The organism is Nocardia sp. NPDC059229, assembly GCF_042754165.1.
Lineage (GTDB): Bacteria > Actinomycetota > Actinomycetes > Mycobacteriales > Mycobacteriaceae > Nocardia.
The window spans coordinates 22,020-43,983 of record NZ_JBHZAK010000026.1; the positions used below are offsets into that span (position 1 = coordinate 22,020).

24 protein-coding genes and 1 pseudogene are annotated in these 21,964 nt (G+C 66.4%); 15 read left to right on the plus strand and 10 right to left on the minus strand.

Translation table 11 applies throughout. From position 1 onward, the window contains the following. Positions 1-48: 48 nt before the first annotated feature. Positions 49-651 (minus strand): YbhB/YbcL family Raf kinase inhibitor-like protein, encoded by a 603-nt coding sequence (locus ACFXHE_RS37875; RefSeq protein WP_379389588.1) that lies wholly within the window; start codon positions 649-651, stop codon positions 49-51. A gap of 456 nt (positions 652-1,107) precedes the next feature. On the opposite strand from ACFXHE_RS37875, the gene ACFXHE_RS37880 reads away from it, so the two are divergent. Further along, positions 1,108-2,244 carry a CapA family protein gene (locus ACFXHE_RS37880; RefSeq protein ID WP_379389590.1) on the plus strand — a complete coding sequence of 379 codons (1,137 nt, stop codon included), beginning with the start codon at positions 1,108-1,110 and terminating at the stop codon, positions 2,242-2,244. A gap of 135 nt (positions 2,245-2,379) precedes the next feature. Here the strand turns inward: ACFXHE_RS37880 and ACFXHE_RS37885 are convergent, their stop codons facing one another. Beyond that, positions 2,380-4,218: an AMP-dependent synthetase/ligase gene (locus ACFXHE_RS37885; RefSeq protein ID WP_379389592.1), complete on the minus strand. Its 1,839-nt coding sequence runs from the start codon at positions 4,216-4,218 to the stop codon at positions 2,380-2,382. Positions 4,219-4,401: 183 nt separating this feature from the next. On the opposite strand from ACFXHE_RS37885, the gene ACFXHE_RS37890 reads away from it, so the two are divergent. Next, a complete protein-coding gene (locus ACFXHE_RS37890; protein ID WP_379389738.1) occupies positions 4,402-5,025 on the plus strand; it encodes an antibiotic biosynthesis monooxygenase in 624 nt (207 codons plus the stop codon). Positions 5,026-5,242: 217 nt separating this feature from the next. Here ACFXHE_RS37890 and ACFXHE_RS37895 read toward each other — a convergent pair. Then, positions 5,243-5,589, minus strand: a pseudogene (locus tag ACFXHE_RS37895) (IS1380 family transposase); the annotation flags it as partial. Positions 5,590-5,825: 236 nt separating this feature from the next. Between ACFXHE_RS37895 and ACFXHE_RS37900 the strand changes: the two are divergent. The 6 genes from ACFXHE_RS37900 (at position 5,826) to ACFXHE_RS37925 (ending at position 11,723) form a co-directional block, all read left to right on the plus strand. After that, positions 5,826-6,704 carry an alpha/beta hydrolase family esterase gene (locus tag ACFXHE_RS37900; RefSeq protein ID WP_379389593.1) on the plus strand — a complete coding sequence of 293 codons (879 nt, stop codon included), beginning with the start codon at positions 5,826-5,828 and terminating at the stop codon, positions 6,702-6,704. Between the two features lie 322 nt (positions 6,705-7,026). Then, positions 7,027-7,710: a hypothetical protein gene (locus ACFXHE_RS37905; protein WP_379389595.1), complete on the plus strand. Its 684-nt coding sequence runs from the start codon at positions 7,027-7,029 to the stop codon at positions 7,708-7,710. Positions 7,711-7,712: 2 nt separating this feature from the next. Next, complete coding sequence (locus tag ACFXHE_RS37910; RefSeq protein WP_379389597.1) at positions 7,713-8,942, plus strand: exonuclease domain-containing protein; 1,230 nt, start codon at positions 7,713-7,715, stop codon at positions 8,940-8,942. Positions 8,943-9,019: 77 nt separating this feature from the next. After that, on the plus strand, positions 9,020-10,036 hold the full coding sequence (locus tag ACFXHE_RS37915) for an alpha/beta hydrolase (protein WP_379389599.1): 1,017 nt from the start codon (positions 9,020-9,022) through the stop codon (positions 10,034-10,036). 98 nt (positions 10,037-10,134) lie between these two features. Further along, positions 10,135-11,235, plus strand: a complete 1,101-nt coding sequence (gene gcvT, locus ACFXHE_RS37920; protein ID WP_379389601.1) for a glycine cleavage system aminomethyltransferase GcvT — start codon at positions 10,135-10,137, stop codon at positions 11,233-11,235. A gap of 29 nt (positions 11,236-11,264) precedes the next feature. Further along, positions 11,265-11,723: a GNAT family N-acetyltransferase gene (locus ACFXHE_RS37925; protein WP_379389603.1), complete on the plus strand. Its 459-nt coding sequence runs from the start codon at positions 11,265-11,267 to the stop codon at positions 11,721-11,723. 69 nt (positions 11,724-11,792) lie between these two features. On the opposite strand, the gene ACFXHE_RS37930 is transcribed toward ACFXHE_RS37925, so the two are convergent. Together ACFXHE_RS37930 and ACFXHE_RS37935 are read right to left on the minus strand one after the other, a co-directional pair. Continuing rightward, the gene (locus ACFXHE_RS37930) at positions 11,793-12,386 is read right to left on the minus strand and encodes a hypothetical protein (protein ID WP_379389605.1); all 594 of its coding nucleotides are present in this window, start codon (positions 12,384-12,386) and stop codon (positions 11,793-11,795) included. A 30-nt stretch (positions 12,387-12,416) separates the two neighbouring features. Next, positions 12,417-12,785 (minus strand): hypothetical protein, encoded by a 369-nt coding sequence (locus tag ACFXHE_RS37935; protein WP_379389606.1) that lies wholly within the window; start codon positions 12,783-12,785, stop codon positions 12,417-12,419. Here ACFXHE_RS37935 and ACFXHE_RS37940 point away from each other — a divergent pair. Continuing rightward, entirely contained in the window at positions 12,784-13,884 is a 1,101-nt protein-coding gene (locus tag ACFXHE_RS37940; protein ID WP_379389608.1) for a branched-chain amino acid aminotransferase, read from the plus strand. The genes ACFXHE_RS37935 and ACFXHE_RS37940 overlap by 2 nt on opposite strands. Positions 13,885-13,976: 92 nt before the next feature. Here the strand turns inward: ACFXHE_RS37940 and ACFXHE_RS37945 are convergent, their stop codons facing one another. Continuing rightward, the gene (locus ACFXHE_RS37945; RefSeq protein WP_354847762.1) at positions 13,977-14,690 is read right to left on the minus strand and encodes an MBL fold metallo-hydrolase; all 714 of its coding nucleotides are present in this window, start codon (positions 14,688-14,690) and stop codon (positions 13,977-13,979) included. 115 nt (positions 14,691-14,805) lie between these two features. Here ACFXHE_RS37945 and ACFXHE_RS37950 point away from each other — a divergent pair, with 115 nt between their 5' ends. Continuing rightward, positions 14,806-14,937 (plus strand): hypothetical protein, encoded by a 132-nt coding sequence (locus ACFXHE_RS37950; protein ID WP_379389610.1) that lies wholly within the window; start codon positions 14,806-14,808, stop codon positions 14,935-14,937. A gap of 40 nt (positions 14,938-14,977) precedes the next feature. Continuing rightward, complete coding sequence (locus tag ACFXHE_RS37955) at positions 14,978-15,682, plus strand: hypothetical protein (protein WP_379389611.1); 705 nt, start codon at positions 14,978-14,980, stop codon at positions 15,680-15,682. A 137-nt stretch (positions 15,683-15,819) separates the two neighbouring features. On the opposite strand, the gene ACFXHE_RS37960 is transcribed toward ACFXHE_RS37955, so the two are convergent. Together ACFXHE_RS37960 and ACFXHE_RS37965 are read right to left on the minus strand one after the other, a co-directional pair. Then, positions 15,820-16,785, minus strand: a complete 966-nt coding sequence (locus ACFXHE_RS37960) for a carbohydrate kinase family protein (RefSeq protein ID WP_379389613.1) — start codon at positions 16,783-16,785, stop codon at positions 15,820-15,822. Positions 16,786-16,989: 204 nt separating this feature from the next. Further along, on the minus strand, positions 16,990-17,340 hold the full coding sequence (locus ACFXHE_RS37965) for an iron-sulfur cluster assembly accessory protein (RefSeq protein WP_033089671.1): 351 nt from the start codon (positions 17,338-17,340) through the stop codon (positions 16,990-16,992). A 195-nt stretch (positions 17,341-17,535) separates the two neighbouring features. Here ACFXHE_RS37965 and ACFXHE_RS37970 point away from each other — a divergent pair, with 195 nt between their 5' ends. Beyond that, the gene (locus ACFXHE_RS37970) at positions 17,536-18,207 is read left to right on the plus strand and encodes a DUF3043 domain-containing protein (protein WP_379389615.1); all 672 of its coding nucleotides are present in this window, start codon (positions 17,536-17,538) and stop codon (positions 18,205-18,207) included. Positions 18,208-18,275: 68 nt separating this feature from the next. Here the strand turns inward: ACFXHE_RS37970 and ACFXHE_RS37975 are convergent, their stop codons facing one another. Further along, complete coding sequence (locus ACFXHE_RS37975; RefSeq protein WP_379389617.1) at positions 18,276-18,500, minus strand: hypothetical protein; 225 nt, start codon at positions 18,498-18,500, stop codon at positions 18,276-18,278. After that, entirely contained in the window at positions 18,497-18,619 is a 123-nt protein-coding gene (locus ACFXHE_RS37980) for a hypothetical protein (RefSeq protein WP_364616437.1), read from the minus strand. Before ACFXHE_RS37980 ends, ACFXHE_RS37975 begins: the two co-directional genes overlap by 4 nt. An 86-nt stretch (positions 18,620-18,705) precedes the next feature. Here ACFXHE_RS37980 and ACFXHE_RS37985 point away from each other — a divergent pair, with 86 nt between their 5' ends. The 3 genes from ACFXHE_RS37985 to cobT all read left to right on the plus strand — a co-directional run bounded on the left by ACFXHE_RS37985 (position 18,706) and on the right by cobT (position 21,958). Next, a complete protein-coding gene (locus ACFXHE_RS37985; protein ID WP_379389619.1) occupies positions 18,706-19,671 on the plus strand; it encodes a helix-turn-helix domain-containing protein in 966 nt (321 codons plus the stop codon). Between the two features lie 60 nt (positions 19,672-19,731). Next, entirely contained in the window at positions 19,732-20,004 is a 273-nt protein-coding gene (locus tag ACFXHE_RS37990) for a hypothetical protein (protein ID WP_379389621.1), read from the plus strand. 97 nt (positions 20,005-20,101) lie between these two features. Next, the gene (cobT, locus tag ACFXHE_RS37995) at positions 20,102-21,958 is read left to right on the plus strand and encodes a nicotinate-nucleotide--dimethylbenzimidazole phosphoribosyltransferase (protein WP_379389623.1); all 1,857 of its coding nucleotides are present in this window, start codon (positions 20,102-20,104) and stop codon (positions 21,956-21,958) included. Positions 21,959-21,964 lie beyond the last annotated feature (6 nt).

Sequence of the window (21,964 nt, forward strand, 5' to 3'; positions counted from 1 at the left end):
CGCCCTTGGAACCGGCGGTCGCCCCGGCGTGCCATGCGCTCGGGTGGCTCAGTTCGGGCTCAGGGCAGAGTTGAGCGTGTAGGTGCCGACGAGGTCGGCTTGCCCCAGGACGTGGCCGATCATCGCTTGGCGCAGCTGTTTTCCGGTCACTTCCCGTCGCAGCGGCAGCCGTTCGACATCCAGGGCGCAGACGGTGAACACATAGTGATGGATGCGCTGGTCGTTCCAGGGCGGGCAGGGGCCGTCGTAGCCGTAGTGATCCATTTTCGCACTGCTGAAGTCGTTGAGGCCGTACCGCGCATTATGGGGTGTAGCCGGACCCGGCCTGCCATGTGTGGTCTGGAGGCTGCCTGCGGGGATCTGCCGCACGTCGGCTGGGATATCGAACAGCACCAAATGGTAGAAGTCGTTGCGCGGCAACTCCTCCGGCACCGTTCGCCCCTCGATGTTCGCGTCCGAGCCGGTGCGGGGTACGTCGATGTCGCAGCACACGACCGCGAACGATCGTGTTCCCGCCGGCACCTCGTCCCACGCCAGATGCGGGTTGCGATTGGCGCCCGCCCGGACATGGTGCACGGCATCCGGTACGCCGTAGGCGAACGTGGCCGGAATGCGCGCATTATCGTCGAACGAATCACTTCGGACCTTCATAACGATGCCTTCCACTCATGCGGCCCGATAAGCCTCCGCTATTCAGGTGGCGATGGCGATGAGGTCGCAATAAACACAGCTCGTCGGTGGGATCATTCTGCTGCGTTCCCGCGCCATTGGGGGAATCTCATCTTGTCGGTCGACCACACTGTCGTCCGAACCTCTGCCTGAGCGAATCAATTCGTGCGATACATAGATTCTGCGCTTCTGCCCCGACCTCGCCCAGAAGCGAAGGTCATCGGAACGGTATCCCCGCCGCTACAATGGCCATTACGGACTGCTCACGCCCTGCAACTCAGCGGAAGAGAATTACCGCGGCCAGCTTTCGAGTCGGTCGTGAACGGTCAGATAACATTCGGTCGCTGAGTCGGGGACCTTCGGCCCGAGCGAATCTGGTTGGGGCCGTGAATCATTGATCAAGCCGGGCAAACCCTGAAGTGGTGAATCGATCGATAAATGATGACGCACAAGAGCAGTCCACCGCAACAGAGTCCGGTCACCGTGCTGCTGGGCGGTGATGTGATGCTCGGTCGCGGCGTCGACCAGATCCAGCCGCATCCGGGTGATCCGATGTTGTACGAACCGTGGGTCGAGGACGCCCGCCGCTACGTCGAGTTGGCCGAGAAGACGAACGGGCCGATACCGTACCCGGTCGACTTCGACTGGCCGTGGGGCGACGTCGGGCCGATGCTCGACCAATTGGCACCCGAGGTCCGGCTGATAAACCTCGAAACTTCGATCACCATCGACGGCGAATTTGCGCCCGCCAAGGGCATCCATTATCGGATGAACCCAGCCAATATCGCGACGCTGAAAGCGTTTCGGCCCGACGCCTGCGCGTTGGCGAACAACCACGTCCTCGATTTCGGAAACAGCGGTTTGCGCGACACGCTCGACGCGCTCAACGCGGCGAGCATCGGCACAGCCGGGGCGGGAACGAGCATCGACGCGGCCTGCCGCCCGGTGGTGGTCGAGCCGGTCACTGGGCTGCGGGTGGTCATCGTCTCGGTCGCCAGCACCAGCAGCGGCGTGCCGCTGGCGTGGGCCGCGCAACACGATCGGCCGGGAGTGTGGCTGCCCGGTGATCCGTTGGGCCGTGGTGTCGCCGACCATGTCGCGGCGCAAGCGTTGGTGCACAAGCGTCCCGGCGATACTCTGATCGTGTCCGTGCATTGGGGCCCGAACTGGGGCTACGGGATCGGGCGGAGCGAAATCCAGTTCGCACAACGGCTCATCGACGCCGGCGTCGACATCGTGCATGGGCATTCATCGCACCATCCTCGCCCCATCGAGATCTACCACGGCAGACCGATTTTCTATGGCTGCGGTGATGTCATCGACGACTACGAAGGCATCCCCGGATATGAGTCCTACCGTCCCGAACTGCGGCTGCTCTACCTGGTTTCGGTCGAGCCCGGCGGGCAGCCGACCGGAATCCGGATGCTGCCCATGCGGATACGCCGCATGCGGCTCGAACATGCTTCCCAGGCCGACGCCGATTGGCTGGGTAAGACGCTCACCCGCATCAGCCGCCGGTTCCACACCCATATCGACCGCGGATCCGACGACATGCTCGAGATCCGCTGGGGCTGAGCCGAACTCGCGCCCAGAGCCGAAACAAGTCCACGGTCCAGCGTCTCCGCTCACCACAGCGGCACCGACCCGTCTTCGACGAGATGGTCAACTCGCCACCCACGGCCAGCTCGAATCGAAAGTCATCGATCGACTTCAGACATAGAGGGCGTCGATGCTGTCGGCGAGGTTCTCGATGACTATTTTGCGGCGCAGTTTCATACTCGGTGTGAGATCACCGGTCTCGACGGACAATTCGTGGTCGATGATGTCGAACTTCTTGATCTGTTCCCAGCGATTGAGTTGGGTGTTGAGGTGGGCGACGTAGGCCTCGATCACGTCGTGGGTCTTCCTGTCCCGCGCGATTTCGGCGAGCGGTTTGTCTGCCAGACCGTGCTTGCCGGCCCATTCGGTGATGCTCTGGGTGTCGAGGCCGACCAATGCGACGCAATAAGGTCGTGTCTCTCCGTAGACGATGAATTCCGCTGCGTACGGACACATTCCCTTGAACGTGGCGGCAATCGCGGAGGGTGCGACGTACTTGCCCTGCGAGGTCTTGAACAAGTCCTTCTTGCGGTCGGTGATGTGCAGGAATCCTTCTGCGTCGATCTCGCCGATGTCGCCGGTGCGGAACCAGCCGTCCGCGTCCAAAGCCTCGGCGGTGGCCTCCGGGCGGTCGTGATAGCCACTCATCACACCGGGACTTCTGAGCAGGATCTCGCCGTCCTCGGCGATCTCGACCTCGGTGCCGGGGAATGGTTTGCCTACAGTTCCGAAGCGGTATGCATCCGGTCGGTTGATGAACGAGGCAGCGGCGGTCTCGGTCAGGCCGTAGCCCTCGAGAACGATGATTCCGATCGCGTCGAACCACTGCGCGACATCACGGTCCAAGGGGGCCGCTGCCGAAACGAAGAACCTCAGCCGACCACCGAAGCGTTCACGGACTTTGGAAAGCACCAGCCTGTCGGCGACTTTGTGCTGCAAGGAAACCAGCAACGACGGATCCCTGCCTGACTGCCTGGCACGCGAGACCTCCAGGCCGACCCCGACCGCCCAGTCGAAGAGCTTCTTCTTGATCCCGCCTTCTTCTGCCATCACGCTCTCGATACGGGCATGCGCCTTTTCGAAGATGCGAGGGGCGGCCGCCACAATGGTGGGGTGCAGTATCGCGAGGTTGTCCACGATTTTGTCGACCCGGCCATCGATCGCCGTCGGAAAGCCGATCAGGGGTGACAGCGCCAACATCACCTTGCCGAAAGCGTGGGACAACGGCAGCCACAGAAAGTTCAGGTCGTCGGGGCTGAGAACATTCAACGCGTCGATTGCTGCGGCGCTGTACGTCCATGCGGAATGCGGCAGCCGAACACCCTTCGGGGTGCCGGTCGTCCCAGAGGTGTACATGATGCTGCCCAGGTGCGCGGGCCGGATGCCGCGAATGCGGTCGGCGACCGCGTCGGGGGATTCGGCGAGCAGTCCGTATCCGAGCTCCTCGAGGTTGTCGAGAGTGATCACCCAGTCTCCGTCGCCCTCGCCATCGAAGATCACCACCTTTTGCACGTCGGGCAACTCGGCGCGATGCTCGATCAGCTTGTCGACCTGTGCCTGATCCTCGGCAACCACGATACGGCTGCCCGAGTTGGCGACAATGAACGCGACGCCGGGTGCGTTGGTGGTGGGGTACACGGTGGTAGTGGCCGCGCCGGCGCACATGACGGCGAAGTCGGCGAGCACCCATTCGTAGCGCGTGGACGACACAAGCGCGACCCGTTCTTCGGCCTGGATTCCCAGTGCAATCAGCCCGGCGGCGAGTATGTCGACGCGGTCACCGAACTGCTTCCAGGACACACTGGTCCAGCCCTCGCCATCAGGGAATCGGAACGCCTCCGCCTCTGGAGTCTCGGCGATGCGGTCGACCAGCATCTGGGCAACCGATGATGCCCGGCCCTCGATCTTGCTGAGATCGGGAAGTTCCTCGGATTGCCGGAGGAATGCCATCACTTGATTCTAGGGATTCCCCGGCCGATCGATGAGGCGCTCGGACGAGAAAAGGTGTGTAGTGGGGAGACTGCCCGATGCGGGCGGGTCGGCCCGCTATTGCCCTGGTGATCGGGAGGGGGCACTGTGAGAGACACCGGTGGCGCCACCGGGCGCTGCCTCTGTGCAGAAAGGAGGTGGATCGTGTTCGCACGGTCTACCACGCTTCAGGCGCAACTTTCCGCTCTCGAATCCGGGATCGCACATGTGCGGGACGAGGCTATGCCGGCGCTGGAGGGCATCCCCGGCTGTATCGGGCTTTCGTTGCTCGTCGATCGGCACACCGGCCGGTGCATCGTGACGACCTCATGGGAATCCGAGGATGCCATGCGGGCGAGCACCGAGCAGGTGACCCCGATTCGCAATCGCGCGGCAGAGAAATTCGGCGGCAGTCCGATGGTCGAGGAGTGGGAGATCGCGGCCATGCATCGCGCGCATCTGACGCCGCAAGGCGCATGTGCGCGCGTCACCTGGGTGAAGACCGATCCCAGCAGGATCGACAACGCCATCGAGGTCTACCGGGACCACACCTTGCCCGGTATGGAGCAGCAGCTCGAGGGATTCTGCAGCGCGAGCCTGATGGTGAACAGGTCGTCGGGTCGTGCCGTCTCGTCCAGTGTCTATGAGAATGCCGAGGCGATGGAACGCAACCGGATCGCGTCGGCCGCGTTGCGCGTGGACGCCGCCCGACAGGCGCGCGTCGAGGCCGTCGACGTCCGCGAATTCGAATTGGCCTTGGCGCATTTGCGCGTCCCCGAACTGGTCTGACCTCGAGCGGGGGTCGGCGAAACGACAGGCCGAGACCGGAGGTTCGACACGTCGGGTCCATCCCCGAGCAGGTGGTCACCGCAGCACGGCCGCAGCGCGCGGCCGTGCTCGGTCGCTCGGCGGCGAGTCGGACATGGATCCTTCGGGCGATCGTGGGGGTGGCTGTCTTCGCAAGCTGATTCACCGTGGGAAGTGGGGTGAGGGTCGGCCGCGCGGGCGGTGAAAGCTCTCTGCGCAGAACCTGTTTGCTCGCAATTCTGGTGAGCCCGTAGGACGCGACCTTCTTGGCATACCCATACCCCGAAACTGAACTCCCGCAACAGGGTTCCGATCGTCGACGGCGCATACACCCGGTCGAACACCCTGCCCATGCCGCCGCTGCGCGACACGTCGACATCATCGATGATTTCCGTGCCCACACCCGTCCGGGCGATCAGTGTCGCCAGCTTCCTCGCTCGCAACTCACCCGGTCCGGGCTGCTCGGCCAGCCGCATCATTGGCACCAGACCGGCCCGCGACACGAAATTCCAGATCATCGAGCACCGCTGACTCCGCGGTGACCATATGCGAAACTTGCCCCCGCAGTGCCCTTCGAGAACTGCCTTGACACAGCGATCATCCCAGCTCGAGGGGACCGCCGAGAGGAAACCCCAAGCATGATGCCCATCGCCGACCACTACGACATGTGATCGGCGGGGATGCTACGCGCCCGTAGCCATATTTTCGTCATCATCACCACCCGCGGGTTTGCCTATTGGATCAACGCTGGGCGGTCAGCCCTGACGAGGAGGAGTTCGGCGATGAGTTCCCTACGCGTCGGCAGTGTTTTGAGCACTTTCCTGACAGCCGTTGGGGTGATTGTTGCCGTCCTTATGCCGACCGGACCGATCGCTGCGGTGGCTTCGGCGGCGGGCTGCACGCTCACACCGACCGGCGGCACTGTCACACGAATGATCGGCGCTCGCAGCTACACGCTCAACGTGCCGGAGGGATTGGCAGGCCCGGCGGTTGGGTTGCTGATCAGCCTGCACGGCACCGGCGACACCTCGGCAGGCATCGAACGCGAAACCGGATGGAGTTCCTACGCAGCGGCTCACAATTTCATCGTCGCCTATCCGCAAGGCACCGAGTTCGACAAAACCTGGCACTTCGAGCAGGGGTCTGTCGACGTCACCTTCCTCAAACAAGTTGTCACCGACATCGAATCGACCTGGTGTGTCGACACCCACCGCGTCTACGCTGACGGCTGGTCCGATGGAGCGATCATGTCTCAGCGGATGGCCTGCGATGCCGCGGACCTGTTCGCCGCTGTCACCTCGTGGGAAGGCACTGACCCGACGGATCCCAACCCTCTCGAACCCAGTGCCGTCGGCACCCCGTGCACACCGAGCCGCCCTATTGCGGTCGGAATATTCCAAGGGGCGTTCGACCCCATCTCCAACCTCGCGGTCGGCCTCGCAAATGTCCGTGACTGGATCCGCCGTGACCGCTGCCCAGCGACAGCAGACCCCACCTCCGACCGTTACGGCACCCATACGAACTATCAGCCCTGCGCCGCCGGAACGAACGTCGCGTGGCGAGTTGAATACAACACGACACACCAGTGGCCCACCGGCACCATCGGCCAGGATCTACGCGATCAGCTCTGGAACTTCCTCGACTCCCGCACTCTCCCATGACCATTGAAACGTAGCGATTCCGCCGCCGCAGCCTTTGCTGGGCCGTCTCGCATCCCGTCCATGCCTTGGGCTCGGGGCGTTTTCTTGGTGCGGGGCAGGATCTTTTGCAAGACCAGGTGGTGCAGCCAGTAGTGGCCAGGGTCGACGAGGGCTTGGCGTGGGTCGAGGTGTGGGCTTCGGTACCGCGGGTCGAGCGCGTGGCCGAAACCAGGTCGGTCGGAACTGTTTGGGTCCGTTGATGATTCGCGTGGGTTCGCGGAAGTTTGTCGGGGGGGATGCTCTAACGTAACGCGGTATCTGTCCGTCACGACCGTGGAGCGTTATGGCTGCCTCGTTCGACCTTCATACCCTTGCGGTGCTCGGTGCGGCTGGGGAGCGGCTGGTTATCTGGCATGTGAATGTGGGTGCGGCGCTGGGGGAGTCGCGGCTATCGGGCGCTTGGGTGCTGGAACGGTCGCGCGCGGCGGAGATCGAGAGCCTCACGGTCGGATATCCGATCGTTGTGGCAGGCAATGGCGCTCCTGCTTCCGAAGCTGTGGGTAACGACGCCCAGACTGCTGGCACGGTGGGTATTCGCGCTCAGCATGCCGGGACGGTGGGCGAGGGTGATCAGTTGGCGGACGTGGTGGGTGTTGGGGCCGCTGCGGCGGGAGCGGACGGTCGGAATGTCGGGGCTGCCGGGATTGTCGATGTCGATGCGACTATCGAAACCATCCGTGCTGCAATCGAATCGGCCGACCAGCGGTTTGTTGAGCATCAGGATGCGAGCGGTGGGAAGCTCACCAAGCCGCAGTGGCCGGTGATCGCGGCGCCGGATGAGGTTGCGCTGCCGCAGTTTCAGGTGGATGTGGCCGATGATCACATTCGGCCGGTGCTCACGCTGGCGCGGGGGCTCGCGGATCTGGCGGATTCGTGGGCGGCGTTCGAGTCGCTACGGCTCGCCCGGCCTTTTCTGGAGGACCTCGGCGGGGCGGCTGCACGGCCGTTGCCGCTCGCGGTGCGGTGAGTATGGCGGGACTGTCGTTCGCCGCCATCGATGTCGAGACCGCTAATTCCGCACGGGGCAGTATCTGCGCGGTCGGCGTCACCGTGGTGCGGGACGGGCGGCGCGGGGAGACCGCGTCGTGGTTGTGCCGGCCTCCCTCGGGGCTGGACTTCTTCAACTGGCACAACATTCGCGTGCACGGGATCTCGGCTGCCATGGTCGCCGACAAGCCGGAGTTCGCGCAGCGCTGGCCGGAAGTGGAAAGCCTGGTCGGCGAGCTTCCCGTCATCGCCCACAATGTCGGATTCGACAGCAGTGCGATACGGGAAGCCTGCGGCCGCAGCGGAATTCGGATACCCGCCTGGTCCTACAGCTGCAGCCTCGCCCTGGCCCGGCGCCACCTGAGCCTCGACAGCTACCGGCTGCCCCACGTCGCGGCTGCCTTGGGCATCGATTTCACCAACCACCATGACGCGGCCGCCGATGCCGCCGCCGCAGCCGACATCGTGATCGCCCTGGCCGCCAGAGCCGGAGCCGATTCGCTGGCGGCACTCGAGCGCATGGTGATCGACCGTCCTTTGCGGACCGACCGGACATCGCGAAAGTCCGCAGCCGGCACGCTGATACCGGTGTCCAGGCGGAGAGCGAGGCAACCGTCGGAGTCCGCAGGCCGGACAATCGAGACGCCCCTGCCCGCGGGCTGGGCGATGGAGACGCCGGGGTCTGCGGGGCGGGCCGTCGAGACGTCAGGGTCTGCGGGGCTGTCAATGGAGACGTTGCGATCTGCGGGACAGGAGATGGAGACATCGGGATCTGCGGGATGGATGTCGCGGGCGTCGGTGCCTACGGGGCGGACTGTGTCGACTGTTGCCGAACGCTCTCCGCGCCGATCCTGGTTCGGGCGTGAGGAATTGGTCCTTCCGACTGTGACGGGCACCGATCCATCTCACCCGTTGTATGGCGAAATCGTCGTATTCACAGGTGATCTCGCTGCCATGACCCGCCAGGAAGCGTGGGATGCCATCGCGGCATGTGGCGCGACTCCCGCGCGGAACGTCACTCGGCGCACGACCCGGCTGGTCATTGGTGACGGCTTTCGTGGTGTCGATCCCGACGCGTTCACCACGACGAAGGCGCGCCGGGTCGCTGAGCTGCGGACGCGGGGGCACCGGATCGAGGTCATGGATGAGGCCGCGTTCGTGGCCTGTGTGGGTGCTGGGACCGGGTTGTCCGGAGGTCTGGGCAGGGTGTGAGAAGTGCGTTGTTGCATGGTTTTGACGGGCTCGGTAAAGAAGGTGAGGGGAATCGGTCGAATGAGTTAGAGGCGGAAATGACGAGTGCAGGTGGCCGACGTCGGTGGGTGGCGGCGGGAATCGCCCTGGTGGCGGCGGGCTTCGCTGTCATGCCGGGGCTCGCGTCCGCTGCGGAACCGCTGAATTCCGGTGCCGCATTCGCGGCCGACGGCTCGCATATCGACCATCTCGTCCAGCGGGACGATCGCAAATCCACCGTATTCGTGTATTCGGCCGCGATGAACCGCGTCATCGAACTCTCGGTCATTCGCGCCGCCGACAATTCCACGCCGCGTCCGACGGTGTATCTGCTCAATGGCGCTGAGGATGGCATCGATGGGAATGGCAACGAGGTCTCCTGGGAAACCCGCACCGATGTGGTCGACTTCCTGGCCGACCAGAACGTCAATGTGGTGAACGTCCTCGACGGCCGCTACACCTACTACACGGACTGGCAGTCCGACGACCCGATGCTCGGCCGCAACAAGTGGACCACCTTCCTCACCCAGGAACTCCCGCCCGTCATGGACGCGGCCCTCGGCGCATCCGGCCGCAATGCCCTTGCGGGAGTGTCGATGTCGGCCACCTCGGCCATCGCCCTCGCCGAATCCGCCCCCGGCCTCTACCGGAGCGTCGGCTCCTTCAGCGGCTGCGCCCAGACCGGCACCGACCCCGGCCGCCGCTACCTGCAGGCCACGGTTCTCTCCGGTGGCGGCAACCCTTGGAACATCTGGGGTGTCGACGGCTCCCCGGCCTGGACCGCGAATGACCCGTCCACCCCGGCCAACCTCGAGAAACTCCGTGGCACCGACCTCTATTTGGCCGCTGGAACCGGCGCGAACCCAGCTGCGGCGGGTGGCGGCCAAGTCGGCGCGTCCAGCACGGCACTGGAATCCACCGTCGAAACCTGCACCCGCGCTCTGCAATCCAGCATCGAAGACCTGAACCTCCCGGCGACGTTCGATTACCTCCCCGGCGGCGGCCACAACTGGACCTCGTGGCAGGCCGACTTTCACAACGCCTGGCCCGGAATCGCCCGCAGCCTCGGCGTGTGACTCGCAGCCTCGGCCTGTGAATCGAGGCACCACGCCGGACGGCCACCCTTTCGGTTCCGCTGTCACTCGGGTGCGGGCGGGCCGATAAGCTGCTTCGGGTGACCGACGAGAAGCTGCTGCAGGGACCCATCCACGCCGTCCATGTCGAGCTGGGCGCTACCTTCGCTCCGTTCGGGGGGTGGGAAATGCCGGTTTCGTACGCGGGCACCGTCGGGGAGCACACGGCGGTGCGCACCACTGTCGGACTTTTCGACGTCAGCCATCTCGGCAAGGCGACCGTCAAGGGTGCGGGTGCCGCGGCCTTCGTGAACTCGGCACTCACCAATGACCTGAATCGGATTCGCCCGGGAAAGGCGCAGTACACGCTGTGCTGCACGCCGGAGGGCGGGGTCATCGACGACCTCATCGCCTATTACGTGAGCGATGACGAGATCTTCCTGGTGCCGAATGCGGCGAATACCGCGACCGTCGTGGCGGAGCTGCAGAAGGTCGCGCCGGAGGGCATCGCCGTCACCGACGAGCATCGCGGGTACGCGGTCTTCGCCGTGCAGGGCCCGCGGTCGGCGGAGGTCCTCGCCAAGCTCGGCCTGCCGACCGACATGGAGTACATGGCCTACGCCGATGCCGAGTGGGACGGCCGCCCGATCCGGGTGTGCCGCACCGGCTACACCGGCGAGCACGGCTACGAGCTGCTGCCCCGCTGGGCCGACGCCGAGGCCGTCTTCCGCGCGCTGGTGAGCGAGGTGCAGGCCGCCGGCGGCCAGCCCGCCGGACTCGGCGCGCGCGACACCCTGCGCACCGAGATGGGCTACCCGCTGCACGGACACGAACTGTCGCTGGACATTTCGCCGCTGCAGGCCCGCACCGGCTGGGCCGTCGGCTGGAAGAAGCCGGAGTTCTGGGGCAAGTCGGCCCTGGAGGCCGAGAAGGCGGCCGGTCCCCGTCGAATCCTGATGGGGCTCAAGGCGATCGACCGGGGCGTGCTCCGGCAGGGCCAGACCGTGATGCGCGGTGACACCCAGGTCGGCGAAACCACCTCCGGCACCTTCTCGCCCTCTCTCAAGGTCGGCATCGCCCTGGCCCTGCTCGACACCGCCGCGGGCCTCGAGCCCGGCGTCGAGGTCGAGGTCGACGTCCGCGGCCGCCGCCTGCGCTGCGAGGTCATCCGCCCCCCGTTCGTCGAAACCCGCACTGCCTGAGCAGGTTTCCTGCCATCGAGAGATCTGCAGTGGACGCTGAGCCGCTGATCCGACCGGCCGCCCCTGGCGACTACGACGCTATCGCGCGCGTCGTGGACGACTGGTGGGGCCGGTCGGTCGTGGCGGCGGTTCCCAGGCTTTTCCTGGATCACTTCGCCGCGACCAGCCTGGTCGCCGAACACGCGAACACGCTGGTGGGCTTCCTGATCGGATTCTTCGCTCCGCACGATCCCGCCTGCGCGTACATCCATTTCGTCGGCGTGCACCCAGACCATCGCGGTACCGGCCTCGCGCGTGAGCTGTACGACCGGTTCGCCACCGCAGCACAGACCGATGGCCGGACCGTGATCAGGGCCATCACTTCGCTCGGAAACAGCGGCTCCGTCGCTTTCCATCGAGCGCTCGGCTTCACCGTCGACGGTCCGGTCGAGGACTACAACGGTCCGGGGCGCAGCATGATGACCTTCGAACTGCGCTTGGGACAGTAACTTTCAGCCTCGCCCACAGCAGAGCCCCAGCGACATCAGAGTTCCGGCCGCACCATCGCCTCAGCTGAACTACTTGGTCTCGGCCACACCATTTCCTGGCCGCACCAGGGCACTGCCGCTCTGTGTCTCAGCCGCACCAGGTGCCGACGACGTCGTTGTCCTGTTTACAGGCTGCGGCGTCGAGTCCGGCAGGGCGGAGGGAGTTGAACATCGTCCGGATGGTGTCGTCGGTGGCCGTGCCGTCCGTGCCCTGGTCGGCGTAGAGGACCATGACCTGCCGGGTACCGCGACGGCGTGGACGATCGAGGCGGCCGGGTGCGAGCAGTCGTTCGGGCCCGGGTTGGCGAGGGTCGCTGTCACGTGTGCGGCGGGTTTGCCCTGCACCGTGAGGGTTTCGACGGTGCTCAGCGTGTAGGTGGAGTTGGGGCGGTCGTCGTTGGCTCCGGCCACGGTGGCCCAGCTGCCGGCCACGTCCTTGGCCGCGGCGGACACGTCGCCCAGTTTCGGGCCCGTCACGCCCGCGATGGCTTTCGAATGGTGGCCGTCGCATGCCTTCGGGGAGAGTTCCGCGGCACCGCTCATCACCACGCGTCCGCCGCCGCCCTCGAAGCCGACGATGGTGGTCGGTGTCGGGACCGTCCAGTCCTGCGGTACGTCGTACACGGCATTGCGCGAGATGGAGTAGGACGTCTGTCATCCCGGCGTGAGTGACGCGATGGTGGATCTCGGTGCGCTCGCAGTCGTGGTTGGCAGCGGTTTGGTGCGGGTCGCGGTGTCCTGCGGCCCGTATTGGTCTGCGGGCAGCGCGGTTCCGGTGACGGTGTGCGCGGGCGTCATCGCTGCTACGACGAGGATGGCGACCAGGCCCAGCACGCTCACTGCGATCAGCGCGATCACCAGGGGCCGGTGCGAATTGGGCGGCTTTGACAGCGGATGCTCCGGATATACGCCGTCCACCCTATCCAGGGGCAGGGACGACGGCCGGTCACCGAACCGTCCGGCCCGGGGGACAGGGGTAGCCCGCACCAGCCGGTCGAGGGCAGGAATTAGACTCCCGGTCATGACTCTTGCCGCGCAATTCACCCGTGTACCGCATCCCGCGCCACTACCGGCGGAGCGGCGACAGGAGATTCTCGCGGAGCCGGGGTTCGGGCGCTACTTCACCGATCACATGGTGTCGATGGATTACGTGGACGGGCAGTGGACCAACGGCCGCGTCGAGCCCTACGGCTCGCTGGCCATGGACCCGGCCACCATGGTGTTCCACTACGGCCAGGCCATCTTCGAAGGTCTGAAGGCCTACCGTCAGGCCGACGGCAGTATCGCCACCTTCCGGGTGGATGCCAATGCCGCGCGTTTCCGCCGCTCCGCCGCGCGCATGGCGATGGCGCAACTGCCCGAAGAGCTGTTCATCGAATCGATCCGCCAGCTGCTCGAGGTGGACGCGGACTGGGTGCCCGCTGCCGGCGGCGAGGAGTCGCTGTACCTGCGGCCGTTCATGTTCTCCACCGAGGTCGGGCTGGGCGTGAAGCCCGCCTCCTCCTACAAATACCTGCTGCTCGGCGGTCCCGCCGGCGCATACTTCCCGCGCGGCCTGAAGCCGGTCAAGGTGTGGCTGTCCACCGAGTACGTGCGCGCGGCTCCCGGCGGCACCGGCGAGGCCAAGGTGGCGGGCAACTACGCTGCCTCGCTGCTGGCCCAGCAGCAGGCCGCCGAGAAGGGCTGCGACCAGGTGGTGTGGCTGGACGCCTGCGAGCACCGCTACGTCGAGGAGATGGGCACCAACAATCTCTTCTTCGTCTTCGGCAGCGGCTCCGACGCCCGCCTGGTGACCCCGGAGCTGTCCGGCTCGCTGCTCCCCGGCATCACCCGCGACTCGCTCATCACCCTGGCCGCCGACTCCGGCTACAAGGTCGAGGAGCGGAAGATCTCGGTCGAGGAATGGAAGAGCGGCGTCGAATCCGGTGAGATCACCGAGGTTTTCGGTTGCGGCACCGCCGCCGTGGTCATCCCGGTCGGCTCGGTCCGCTCCGCCGAGGGCGAATTCACCATCGGCAGCGGCGAACCCGGCGAGGTGACCATGGCGCTGCGCGAGAGCCTCACCGGCATCCAGCGCGGCACCTTCGCGGACAGCCACGGCTGGCTGCGCACCATGGCCTGACCGGCCCGCGGAACGAAAAGCGCCCGCCCCGAACGAATTCGGGGCGGGCGCTGGGCATTTCAGAGGTGCGGCACATGGCCCGCAGGAGCCGGTCAGCTGGGCATGAACATGTGCCACTGCTCCAGCGTCTGGGGGCGCATGACGTAGTTGTGTTCCTTGATGTGGGTGAGCGACGCGCTTGGCTCGTCCGAGTACCAGTGGCCCGGGTAGACCGTCGGGTTCGACTTCAGGTCGGCCAGGTAGCGCAGGCTGCGGAACATGGCGTCGGAGTCGCCGCCGGGGAAGTCGGTGCGGCCGCAGCCGTCGACGAAGAGGGTGTCGCCCGCGATCAGCCGGTCCTCGAACAGGAAGCACTGGCTGCCCGGTGTGTGGCCGGGGGTGTGCAGGAGTTCGATCTCGAAGTCGCCGACCGCGACCTTGTCGCCGTGCGCGTGGCCGGTCAGCTCGCTGGGCGCGATGCCGGTGACATTGGCGACCCAGGGCAGTTCCTCGGCATTGACGTGGACCGCCACATCGGTCTTCTCCAGCAACTCCTTCACCCCGCGCAGGGTGAAGCCCATCATGGTGCCGCCGACGTGGTCGGGGTGGTGGTGGGTGGCCAGGACTCCGGTCAGCCGCATGCCGTCGGCCTCGGCGATGTCGGCCAGCTGCCCCGCCTCGTACGCGGGGTCGACGACCACGCATTCACCGCTGTCCCGATCCCCGATCAGGTAGGCGAAGTTGCGCATCTGCGTGGCGATCGGATCGCCCACGGCCCAGTCGCGCCCGGAGAGCAACTGGCGAAAGTACAAACGGTCGGAGGCCATGCCTGACAGCGTATTGCCCGCCCGCCAGAACCAGGCATCCGGATCCGGGCAATATGTCCGAAATTGCCGTTTGACCAGGGGGTTTGTTGTCGGTCGGTGTTGCTAATCTGCCGCCATGCCCTCGGTCCTGCATGAAGTCGTCATCGACCTGTTCCGGCACCGCCCGCAACTCGTCGCCGAACTACTGCCCCTGGTGACCGATATCCCCCTGACCCGAATTCGACCAAGCGCGACTGGAATCCGGTGACTGCCCCGATATCGACCCCACCGAGTACCGCGCGGATGCCGTGATCGTGCTGGCCACTGGCTCCACACCGCAATTGGCTGCCGTGGTGGAGGTCCAACTGCGGCCGGACCCGGACAAAGGCTGGAGCTGGCCGGTCTATCTGACGACGCTGCGCGCCCGATTGCGTTGCGACACGGTGCTACTCGTCCTCTGCCCGAATGAGCACACGGCTGCGCGGTGTCGAAGTCCGATCTCCGTGGCACCCGGATTCATATTGACGCCGATAGTGATGAGCCCGTCGGATGTGCCGATCGTGACCGACGCGCACATCGCCGCCGAGAATCCGGAGCTCGCGGTGTTGTCGGCCGTCGCTCATCGGAACGCGCCGGAGCGGGACGCCATTTTGACCACGCTGGCCACCAACGTTGTCGACGTGCCGAACGGTGAAATGTACATTGACCTGGTAATGGCTGTCCTGCCACGGGCGGCCCGGCACTTCTTGGAGAGCCTTATGACTGCCGGAACATACAAGTACAAGAGCGAGTTCGCCCGGCGTTACTTCAGTCGGGGCGAAGCTGAGGGCCAGGCCAAAGGGGAGGCTAAAGGGGAGGCCAAGGCGCTGCTGGCAGTCTTGCGGAGCAGGGGGATCACCGTGGATGAGTCGACCGTCGCTCGCGTCGGGGCGTGCACCGATATCGAGCAGCTCGACGTATGGCTCGTCAGGGCGGCGACAGCATGCTCTGCCAACGAGGTGTTCGGGGTCTGACGTCCGGTCGCACTCGAGACTCCGGTGCCGACCTTCGCCTTCCGAGGACGGTGAAGAGGGCGGACATTTTTGCCGCGACACGAATCTGCACGCCGATTACATGATCGGCGTGCAGATTCATTAATTGTCGTGGTTGGTCAGCGCAGGATGGCTTCGATCTCGTCCGCGGCTTCGGGGCCGTACGTCTCGCGCAGGCGCTTCATGGCGACGTCGTGGTCGAGGATCCAGTCCTGGGGGCCAACGGTTTCCAGGACCAGGACCGCCACCAGCGAGCCGAGCTGGGCCGAACGCTCCAGGGACAGGCCCGCGGACTGGCCGGTGAGGAAGCCCGCGCGGAAGCCGTCGCCGACGCCGGTCGGGTCGACCTTGGCGATGTCGGGGACCACGTCGACGTGCAGTTCGGTGCCGTCGCGGTCGACGATCTTGGCGCCCTTGGAGCCCAGGGTGGTGACGCGAATGCCCACGCGCTCACCGATTTCCGCCTCGCTCAGGCCGGTCTTCTGGAGCATGATGCCCCATTCGTACTCATTGGTGAACAGGTAGTCCGCGCCGTCGATGAGGCGCAGGATGGTCTCGCCGTCCACCAGCGCCAGCTGCTGGGAGGGGTCGGCGGCGAAGCGGATTCCGGCGGCGCGGCACTGATCGGTGTGGCGCAGCATGGCTTCCGGGTCGTCGGCGCCGACGAGCACCAGCTCGAGGTCGCGGCCCAACTGGGTGATGTCGATCTCGCGGGACTCGGTCATGGCGCCCGGGTAGAAGGAGGCGATCTGCGCCATGGACTCGTCGGTGGTGCAGACGAAGCGCGCGGTGTGGGCCTCGTTGGAGACGCGCACGGCCGAGCAGTCGACGCCGTTGTCCTCCAACCACTTCCGGTACTCGCCCCAGTCCTGGCCGACGGCGCCGACCAGCAGCGGGGTGCGGCCCAGCACGCCCATGGCGTAGCTGATGTTGCCGGCCACGCCGCCCCTGCGGATGACCAGATCATCGACGAGGAAGCTGAGCGACACGTGCTGCAGCTGGTCGGCCAGCAGCACATCGGAGAACTTGCCCGGGAAACGCATGAGGTGATCGGTCGCGATGGAAGCGGACACGGCGATGGTCACGGGGTAGATCCTTCGGTGACGTGCGGCTGCGCACCGGGATACGGAGATGACAGACGCGGGGGCCGGCGGTGGATTACGCGGCCGACAGGGCCGCAGTTCGAAACTACTCTGTCCGAGACAGGGTATTCCAGATCTCGTATGAGTCTGCGCACACAACAGCGCGGAACATCCGGTGTCGGACGTTCCGCGCTGGCGGACGGTATGTCAGTTGAAGCTGTCGCCGCAGGCGCAGGAGCCGGTGGCGTTCGGGTTGTCGATGGTGAAACCCTGCTTCTCGATGGTGTCGACGAAGTCGATCGAGGCACCCTGCACGTAGGGGGCGCTCATGCGGTCGACCGCGAGCTTGACGCCGCCGAACTCCACGACCAGGTCGCCGTCGAGGCTGCGGTCGTCGAAGAAGAGCTGGTAGCGGAGGCCCGCACAACCACCGGGCTGGACTGCGATGCGAAGGGCGAGATCGTCGCGGCCTTCCTGATCCAGCAGCGCCTTGGCCTTCGAGGCGGCGGCATCGGTCAGAGTCACACCGTGAGTGGTGGTCTCGTTCTGCACAGTCATGAACTCTCCTAAGGGGACCTGTTTTCAACCCGTGAAGGCGCACGGCTCGATGGCTACCAACACCTGCTGGCAGGCGACTATTCCCTATCCTACGCGGCGCGTATTCCCCGGACGGCCCAGGTTGTGCAGTCGCTGACAGATAGCTGGTGAGGTGTGCGACACAACAATCCGGGAGACCAGGATTTTCCGGCAGACATGTCATCGAATAGCCTGGTCGGCGTGAAGTTCCTGCGCCGTGGCGAGTCCACCCCCACCTCCGACAGCTCCAGCACCGATGCCGTCGCCGCGGTGGAGGACAAGACCGTCACCCTGGGTAAAGGGCGGCCGACCCCGTCACGGCGGGAAGCCGAGGGCCGCCGGCGCGGTCCGGTGGCGCCCGCGCCCAAGACCGCCAAGGAGGCCCGCGCCCGCCGCAAGGCGCTGCGCGGGACCCGCGAGGACCGCAAGGCGTCCTCGGCCGAGCACAAGGCCGATGCGAACGATCGTCGCTCCCGCATGCTCGCCGGTGAGGAGCAGTTCCTGCTCCCGCGCGACAAGGGTCCGGTCAAGAAATACGTTCGCGACATCGTGGACGCGCGCCGCAATCTGCTCGGCTTGTTCATGCCGCTGGCGCTGGTGCTGATCCTCAGCATGATCCTGTCGCCGGCGCTGCAGGCGATCGTCACGCTGGCCATGCTGGTGATGATGCTGTTCATGATCATCGAGGGCGTCGTCCTCGGCCGGATCGTGAACAAGCGGGTCCGGGAGCGTTACCCGGACACTGCGGATTCCTCGTTCTCGCTGGGCTGGTACGCCTTCGTGCGCGCCTCGCAGGTGCGCCGCATGCGTGCCCCGAAGCCGCAGGTGAGCCCGGGCGACGCGGTCTGATTGCCGCTGCTGCCGTCGGCGCTGACGGTGCTGGACGGATTCCCTGACGGGCGGTGTCTCACCGCCCGTCAGTTGTGTTCGCGGTAGGTCGACAGGGCGCGGATCTCGAGCGCCATGCGGTCGCGGTCGCGGTCGACGACCTGGCTGGAACCGGCCATGTCCCAGGCGTTTTCGCGGTGGAAGGGGACGGCCCGGCCGGCGGCGGCCAGCAGGGCGACGATGCGGCGGAACATGGTGACTGCCTCGGGGGTGCCGGTCGCGGTGCGGAACTGGCCGGAGGTGATGGTGGTCATGCGCGGATCTCGCTCTCATCGAGGGGTTCGGTGGTGTCTCCGGCCATGAAGCCGAACGTCAGGGTGCCGAGCGCTGCCATGGCGGTTCCGGCTGCGACGATTGCGGACAGTGCTTGCATGGCAGTAAGTTTTCTCTAGGGAAGTTCCTGCCAACAGTGGCTGTTCTGACATTGTTCGCAAATATCCGGCCAGAGGGGATCGGACCATGCTCTCGAAGGTCGCCGTCGTACTCAATGACAACCTCGCCATGTTCGAATTCGGCGTCGTCTGTGAGGTTTTCGGCCTCGACCGGACAGCGGACGGACTGCCTGCCTTCGACTATCGGGTCTGCGGTGCGGAGCCGGGGAAACCGCTGAAGTCCAGCTCACCGGGCATTCACGTGACCCCGGAGTACGGCCTGGAGGAGCTGCTCGACGCGGATCTGGTTGCCATTCCGGCCTTTCCGATCTTCGCGGACAATCCCTTCGATCAGCGCGTGGTGGATGCCGTGCGGGACGCCGCGCAGGCCGGGGCCACGGTGCTCACGGTGTGCTCGGGGGCCTTCCTCGCCGGCGCGGCCGGACTGCTCGACGGGCGCAAGTGCACCACGCACTGGCGGTATGTCGATCTGCTGGCGGAACAGTTTCCGCAGGCTACCGTCGATCCCGATGTCCTGTACGTGGACGAGGGCAATCTCATCACCAGCGCGGGCACCGCGGCCGGCATCGACGCCTGCCTGCATCTGGTGCGACGCGAACTGGGCAGCAGTGTCGCCAACGCCATCGCCCGCCGCATGGTGGTGCCGCCGCAACGCGATGGCGGGCAGCGGCAGTTCATCGAGCGGCCGGTGGTGGACTGCGATTCCGACAGCCTCAGCGAGACCCTGCACTGGATGGGTGAGCATCTGGAACTTCCGCACACCGTCGAAGCGCTGGCCGCGCGTACCGCCATGTCGACGCGCACATTCGCGCGCCGCTTCGCCGCCGAGACCGGGACGACGCCCGTGAAATGGCTGACCGGGCAGCGGGTGCTGCTGGCCAAGCAGTTGCTGGAGGACACCGACCTGGATCTCGAATCCCTCGCTCACCGTTGCGGATTCGGGTCCGGGGCGCTGCTGCGGCATCACTTCCAGCGGGTGGTGGGGATCGCGCCCGTCGAGTATCGGCGGCGGTTCGGCGCCCGCGTGTCTTGACTGGGCGGTGCCTGAAACGGGCGCTGTCCGAAGCGGTGCCTCCGGCTACGATGCGCAACCGTGCGTTGGGGAGTGATGATCGCGGCCGTGCCCTTGGCGGTGCTGATCGCCGGTGGGATCGCCGGGTGCAAGGATCCGCGGAATGCGGCGGGGGACTGTGTGGTGGGGACCTCGCCCGATTCGCATGTGAAGCCGGCGCCCTGCTCGGGGCGGCACGACGGCAAGATCATCGCGAGTGTGAACCATCGAACGGACTGCCCGCAGGGCACGGACTGGTCGTATACCGCCAAGGACCTGAAGGTCATGTGCGTGCACAACGAGCAGAGCTCCTGAGCCGCATCCGGACGCGGGCGGTGAGGCTGCCGTCCGCGGGCGTGTGATCGTCGTGCCTACTCGGCCGGAGCACAGCTGCAGTTGATACCGTGCTGACGTGTCGCACACTGCTCAGACAACCGATCGGCCGTTGCGGACCCTGGTGCTCGGTGGCGCCCGGTCCGGGAAGTCGGCTTACGCGGAACAGTTGGTCGCGTCGGAGGCGGTGCGGTACGTAGCCACCGCGGTAGCCGATCCGGCCGACGCCGACTTCGCCGAACGTATTGCGGCGCACCGGGCTCGGCGGCCCGCGAACTGGACGATCGTGGAGGGCGACGCCGTCGCCGCACTGGCCGAGGCCACCCCCGTCACCCTGGTCGACGACCTGGGCACCTGGCTGACCGCGCGGCTCGACGCTCGAGCCGCCTGGGAGTCGCCGCGCGGCGTCGTCGCGCCGGATATCGATGCGCTCGTCAGCGCGGTGGCCGGATACGGGCAGCGGCTGATCATCGTCAGCCCCGAAGTGGGGCTCGGCGTCATTCCGGCGACCGCCTCCGGTCGTCTGTTCCGCGATGAGATCGGCACGCTGAACCAGCGGCTCGCGGAGGTTTGCGACGAGGTCTTCCTGGTGGTGGCCGGGCAGCCGATGCGGATCAAGCCGGACGTCGCGGCCGCGCTCGCGGATGCGGCCGCAGCGAATTCTGCCGCCGCAGTGGTGACTTCGGCCCAGGCTTACGAAACCGACGCGGATGTGGCTGCGGTGCAGCCGGTTTCGGCCGCTACCGCGGAGGCTGGATCGGTCGGCGCAGATACCGCGACCGGCGGTGCGGACCTAGCCGGTGCGGGTTCCGCGACTGCGGCGAGTGCGGGCGGGGACGTCTCGGGTGCCCCGGTTCTGACCAAGCCTGTGCGGATTTCGTTCGGGCCGGTGCAGGGGCCCGACGCCGGGGTGCGGAAGGCCGCCGAGGAGCGGCAGTTGCAGCTGACCAAGCCCGCCGGGGCGCTGGGGCGGCTGGAGAAGCTGGCCAACTGGGTCGCGGCATGCCAGGGTGTGTGCCCGCCCAAGCAGTTCGAGCGGGCTCGGGTGGTGGTCTTCGCGGGCGATCACGGGGTGGCGCAGCACGGGGTGTCGGCCTACCCGAGCGAGGTGACCGGGCAGATGGTCGCCAACTTCCTGAACGGCGGGGCGGCGGTGAACGTGCTGGCGCGCCTGGCCGATGCCACCGTCCGGGTCGAGGACATTGCGGTGGATTCCGATACCGCGCCGGAGATCTCGCGGCACAAGGTGCGGCGGTCCAGCGGTTCCATCGATCGTGAGGACGCGCTGACCGAGGCCGAGGTGCAGGCGGCGCTGACAGCGGGCGCGACCATCGCCGACGAGGAAATCGATTCCGGCGCAGACCTTCTCATCGCCGGTGACATGGGCATCGGCAACACCACGCCCGCTACCGTACTGATCGCGGCCGTCACCGACACCGAGCCGGTGATCGCCGTCGGCCGCGGCACCGGCGTCGACGATGCCGGATGGATCCGCAAGACCGCCGCCGTCCGCGACGCCATGTGGCGGGCCCGCCCGGTGGTCAAGGACCCGGTTGCCCTGCTGCGCACCGCATCCGGCGCGGACTTCGCCGCCATGGCCGGCTTCCTCGCCCGCGCCGCGGCCCGCCGCACCCCGGTCATCCTGGACGGCGTCGTGGTCACCGCCGCCGCCGTGGTCGCCGACCAACTGGCCCCGGGCGCCCGCGCCTGGTGGGTGGCGGGCCACCGCTCCAGCGAGCCCTCCCACACCATCGCCCTCCAGCGCCTGGACCTCGAGCCCCTGGTCGACATGGGCATGCGCCTGGGCGAAGGCTCCGGCGCGGTCGCGGCCCTGCCGCTGCTCCGCGCCGCGGTCGCCACTCTCGGCGAAATGGCGACCTTCGACTCCGCCGGAGTCAGCACCGCCGACACAGGCGCCGAAGCCTCCAGTGCCTAGCTCCCC

Excerpts from the sequence above, each read along its gene's own strand:
- ACFXHE_RS37970 (WP_379389615.1), top strand. The coding sequence starts at position 17,536 with ATGTCATCGAATAGCCTGGTCGGCGTGAAGTTCCTGCGCCGTGGCGAG.
- ACFXHE_RS37875 (WP_379389588.1), bottom strand. The coding sequence starts at position 651 with ATGAAGGTCCGAAGTGATTCGTTCGACGATAATGCGCGCATTCCGGCC.
- ACFXHE_RS37905 (WP_379389595.1), top strand. The coding sequence starts at position 7,027 with ATGGCTGCCTCGTTCGACCTTCATACCCTTGCGGTGCTCGGTGCGGCT.
- ACFXHE_RS37950 (WP_379389610.1), top strand. The coding sequence starts at position 14,806 with ATGCCCTCGGTCCTGCATGAAGTCGTCATCGACCTGTTCCGGCACCGC.
- ACFXHE_RS37915 (WP_379389599.1), top strand. The coding sequence starts at position 9,020 with ATGACGAGTGCAGGTGGCCGACGTCGGTGGGTGGCGGCGGGAATCGCC.
- ACFXHE_RS37980 (WP_364616437.1), bottom strand. The coding sequence starts at position 18,619 with ATGCAAGCACTGTCCGCAATCGTCGCAGCCGGAACCGCCATGGCAGCG.
- ACFXHE_RS37910 (WP_379389597.1), top strand. The coding sequence starts at position 7,713 with ATGGCGGGACTGTCGTTCGCCGCCATCGATGTCGAGACCGCTAATTCC.
- ACFXHE_RS37900 (WP_379389593.1), top strand. The coding sequence starts at position 5,826 with ATGAGTTCCCTACGCGTCGGCAGTGTTTTGAGCACTTTCCTGACAGCC.
- ACFXHE_RS37985 (WP_379389619.1), top strand. The coding sequence starts at position 18,706 with ATGCTCTCGAAGGTCGCCGTCGTACTCAATGACAACCTCGCCATGTTC.
- ACFXHE_RS37935 (WP_379389606.1), bottom strand. The coding sequence starts at position 12,785 with ATGACCGGGAGTCTAATTCCTGCCCTCGACCGGCTGGTGCGGGCTACC.
- ACFXHE_RS37885 (WP_379389592.1), bottom strand. The coding sequence starts at position 4,218 with ATGGCATTCCTCCGGCAATCCGAGGAACTTCCCGATCTCAGCAAGATC.
- ACFXHE_RS37880 (WP_379389590.1), top strand. The coding sequence starts at position 1,108 with ATGATGACGCACAAGAGCAGTCCACCGCAACAGAGTCCGGTCACCGTG.
- ACFXHE_RS37945 (WP_354847762.1), bottom strand. The coding sequence starts at position 14,690 with ATGGCCTCCGACCGTTTGTACTTTCGCCAGTTGCTCTCCGGGCGCGAC.
- ACFXHE_RS37965 (WP_033089671.1), bottom strand. The coding sequence starts at position 17,340 with ATGACTGTGCAGAACGAGACCACCACTCACGGTGTGACTCTGACCGAT.
- ACFXHE_RS37975 (WP_379389617.1), bottom strand. The coding sequence starts at position 18,500 with ATGACCACCATCACCTCCGGCCAGTTCCGCACCGCGACCGGCACCCCC.
- ACFXHE_RS37940 (WP_379389608.1), top strand. The coding sequence starts at position 12,784 with ATGACTCTTGCCGCGCAATTCACCCGTGTACCGCATCCCGCGCCACTA.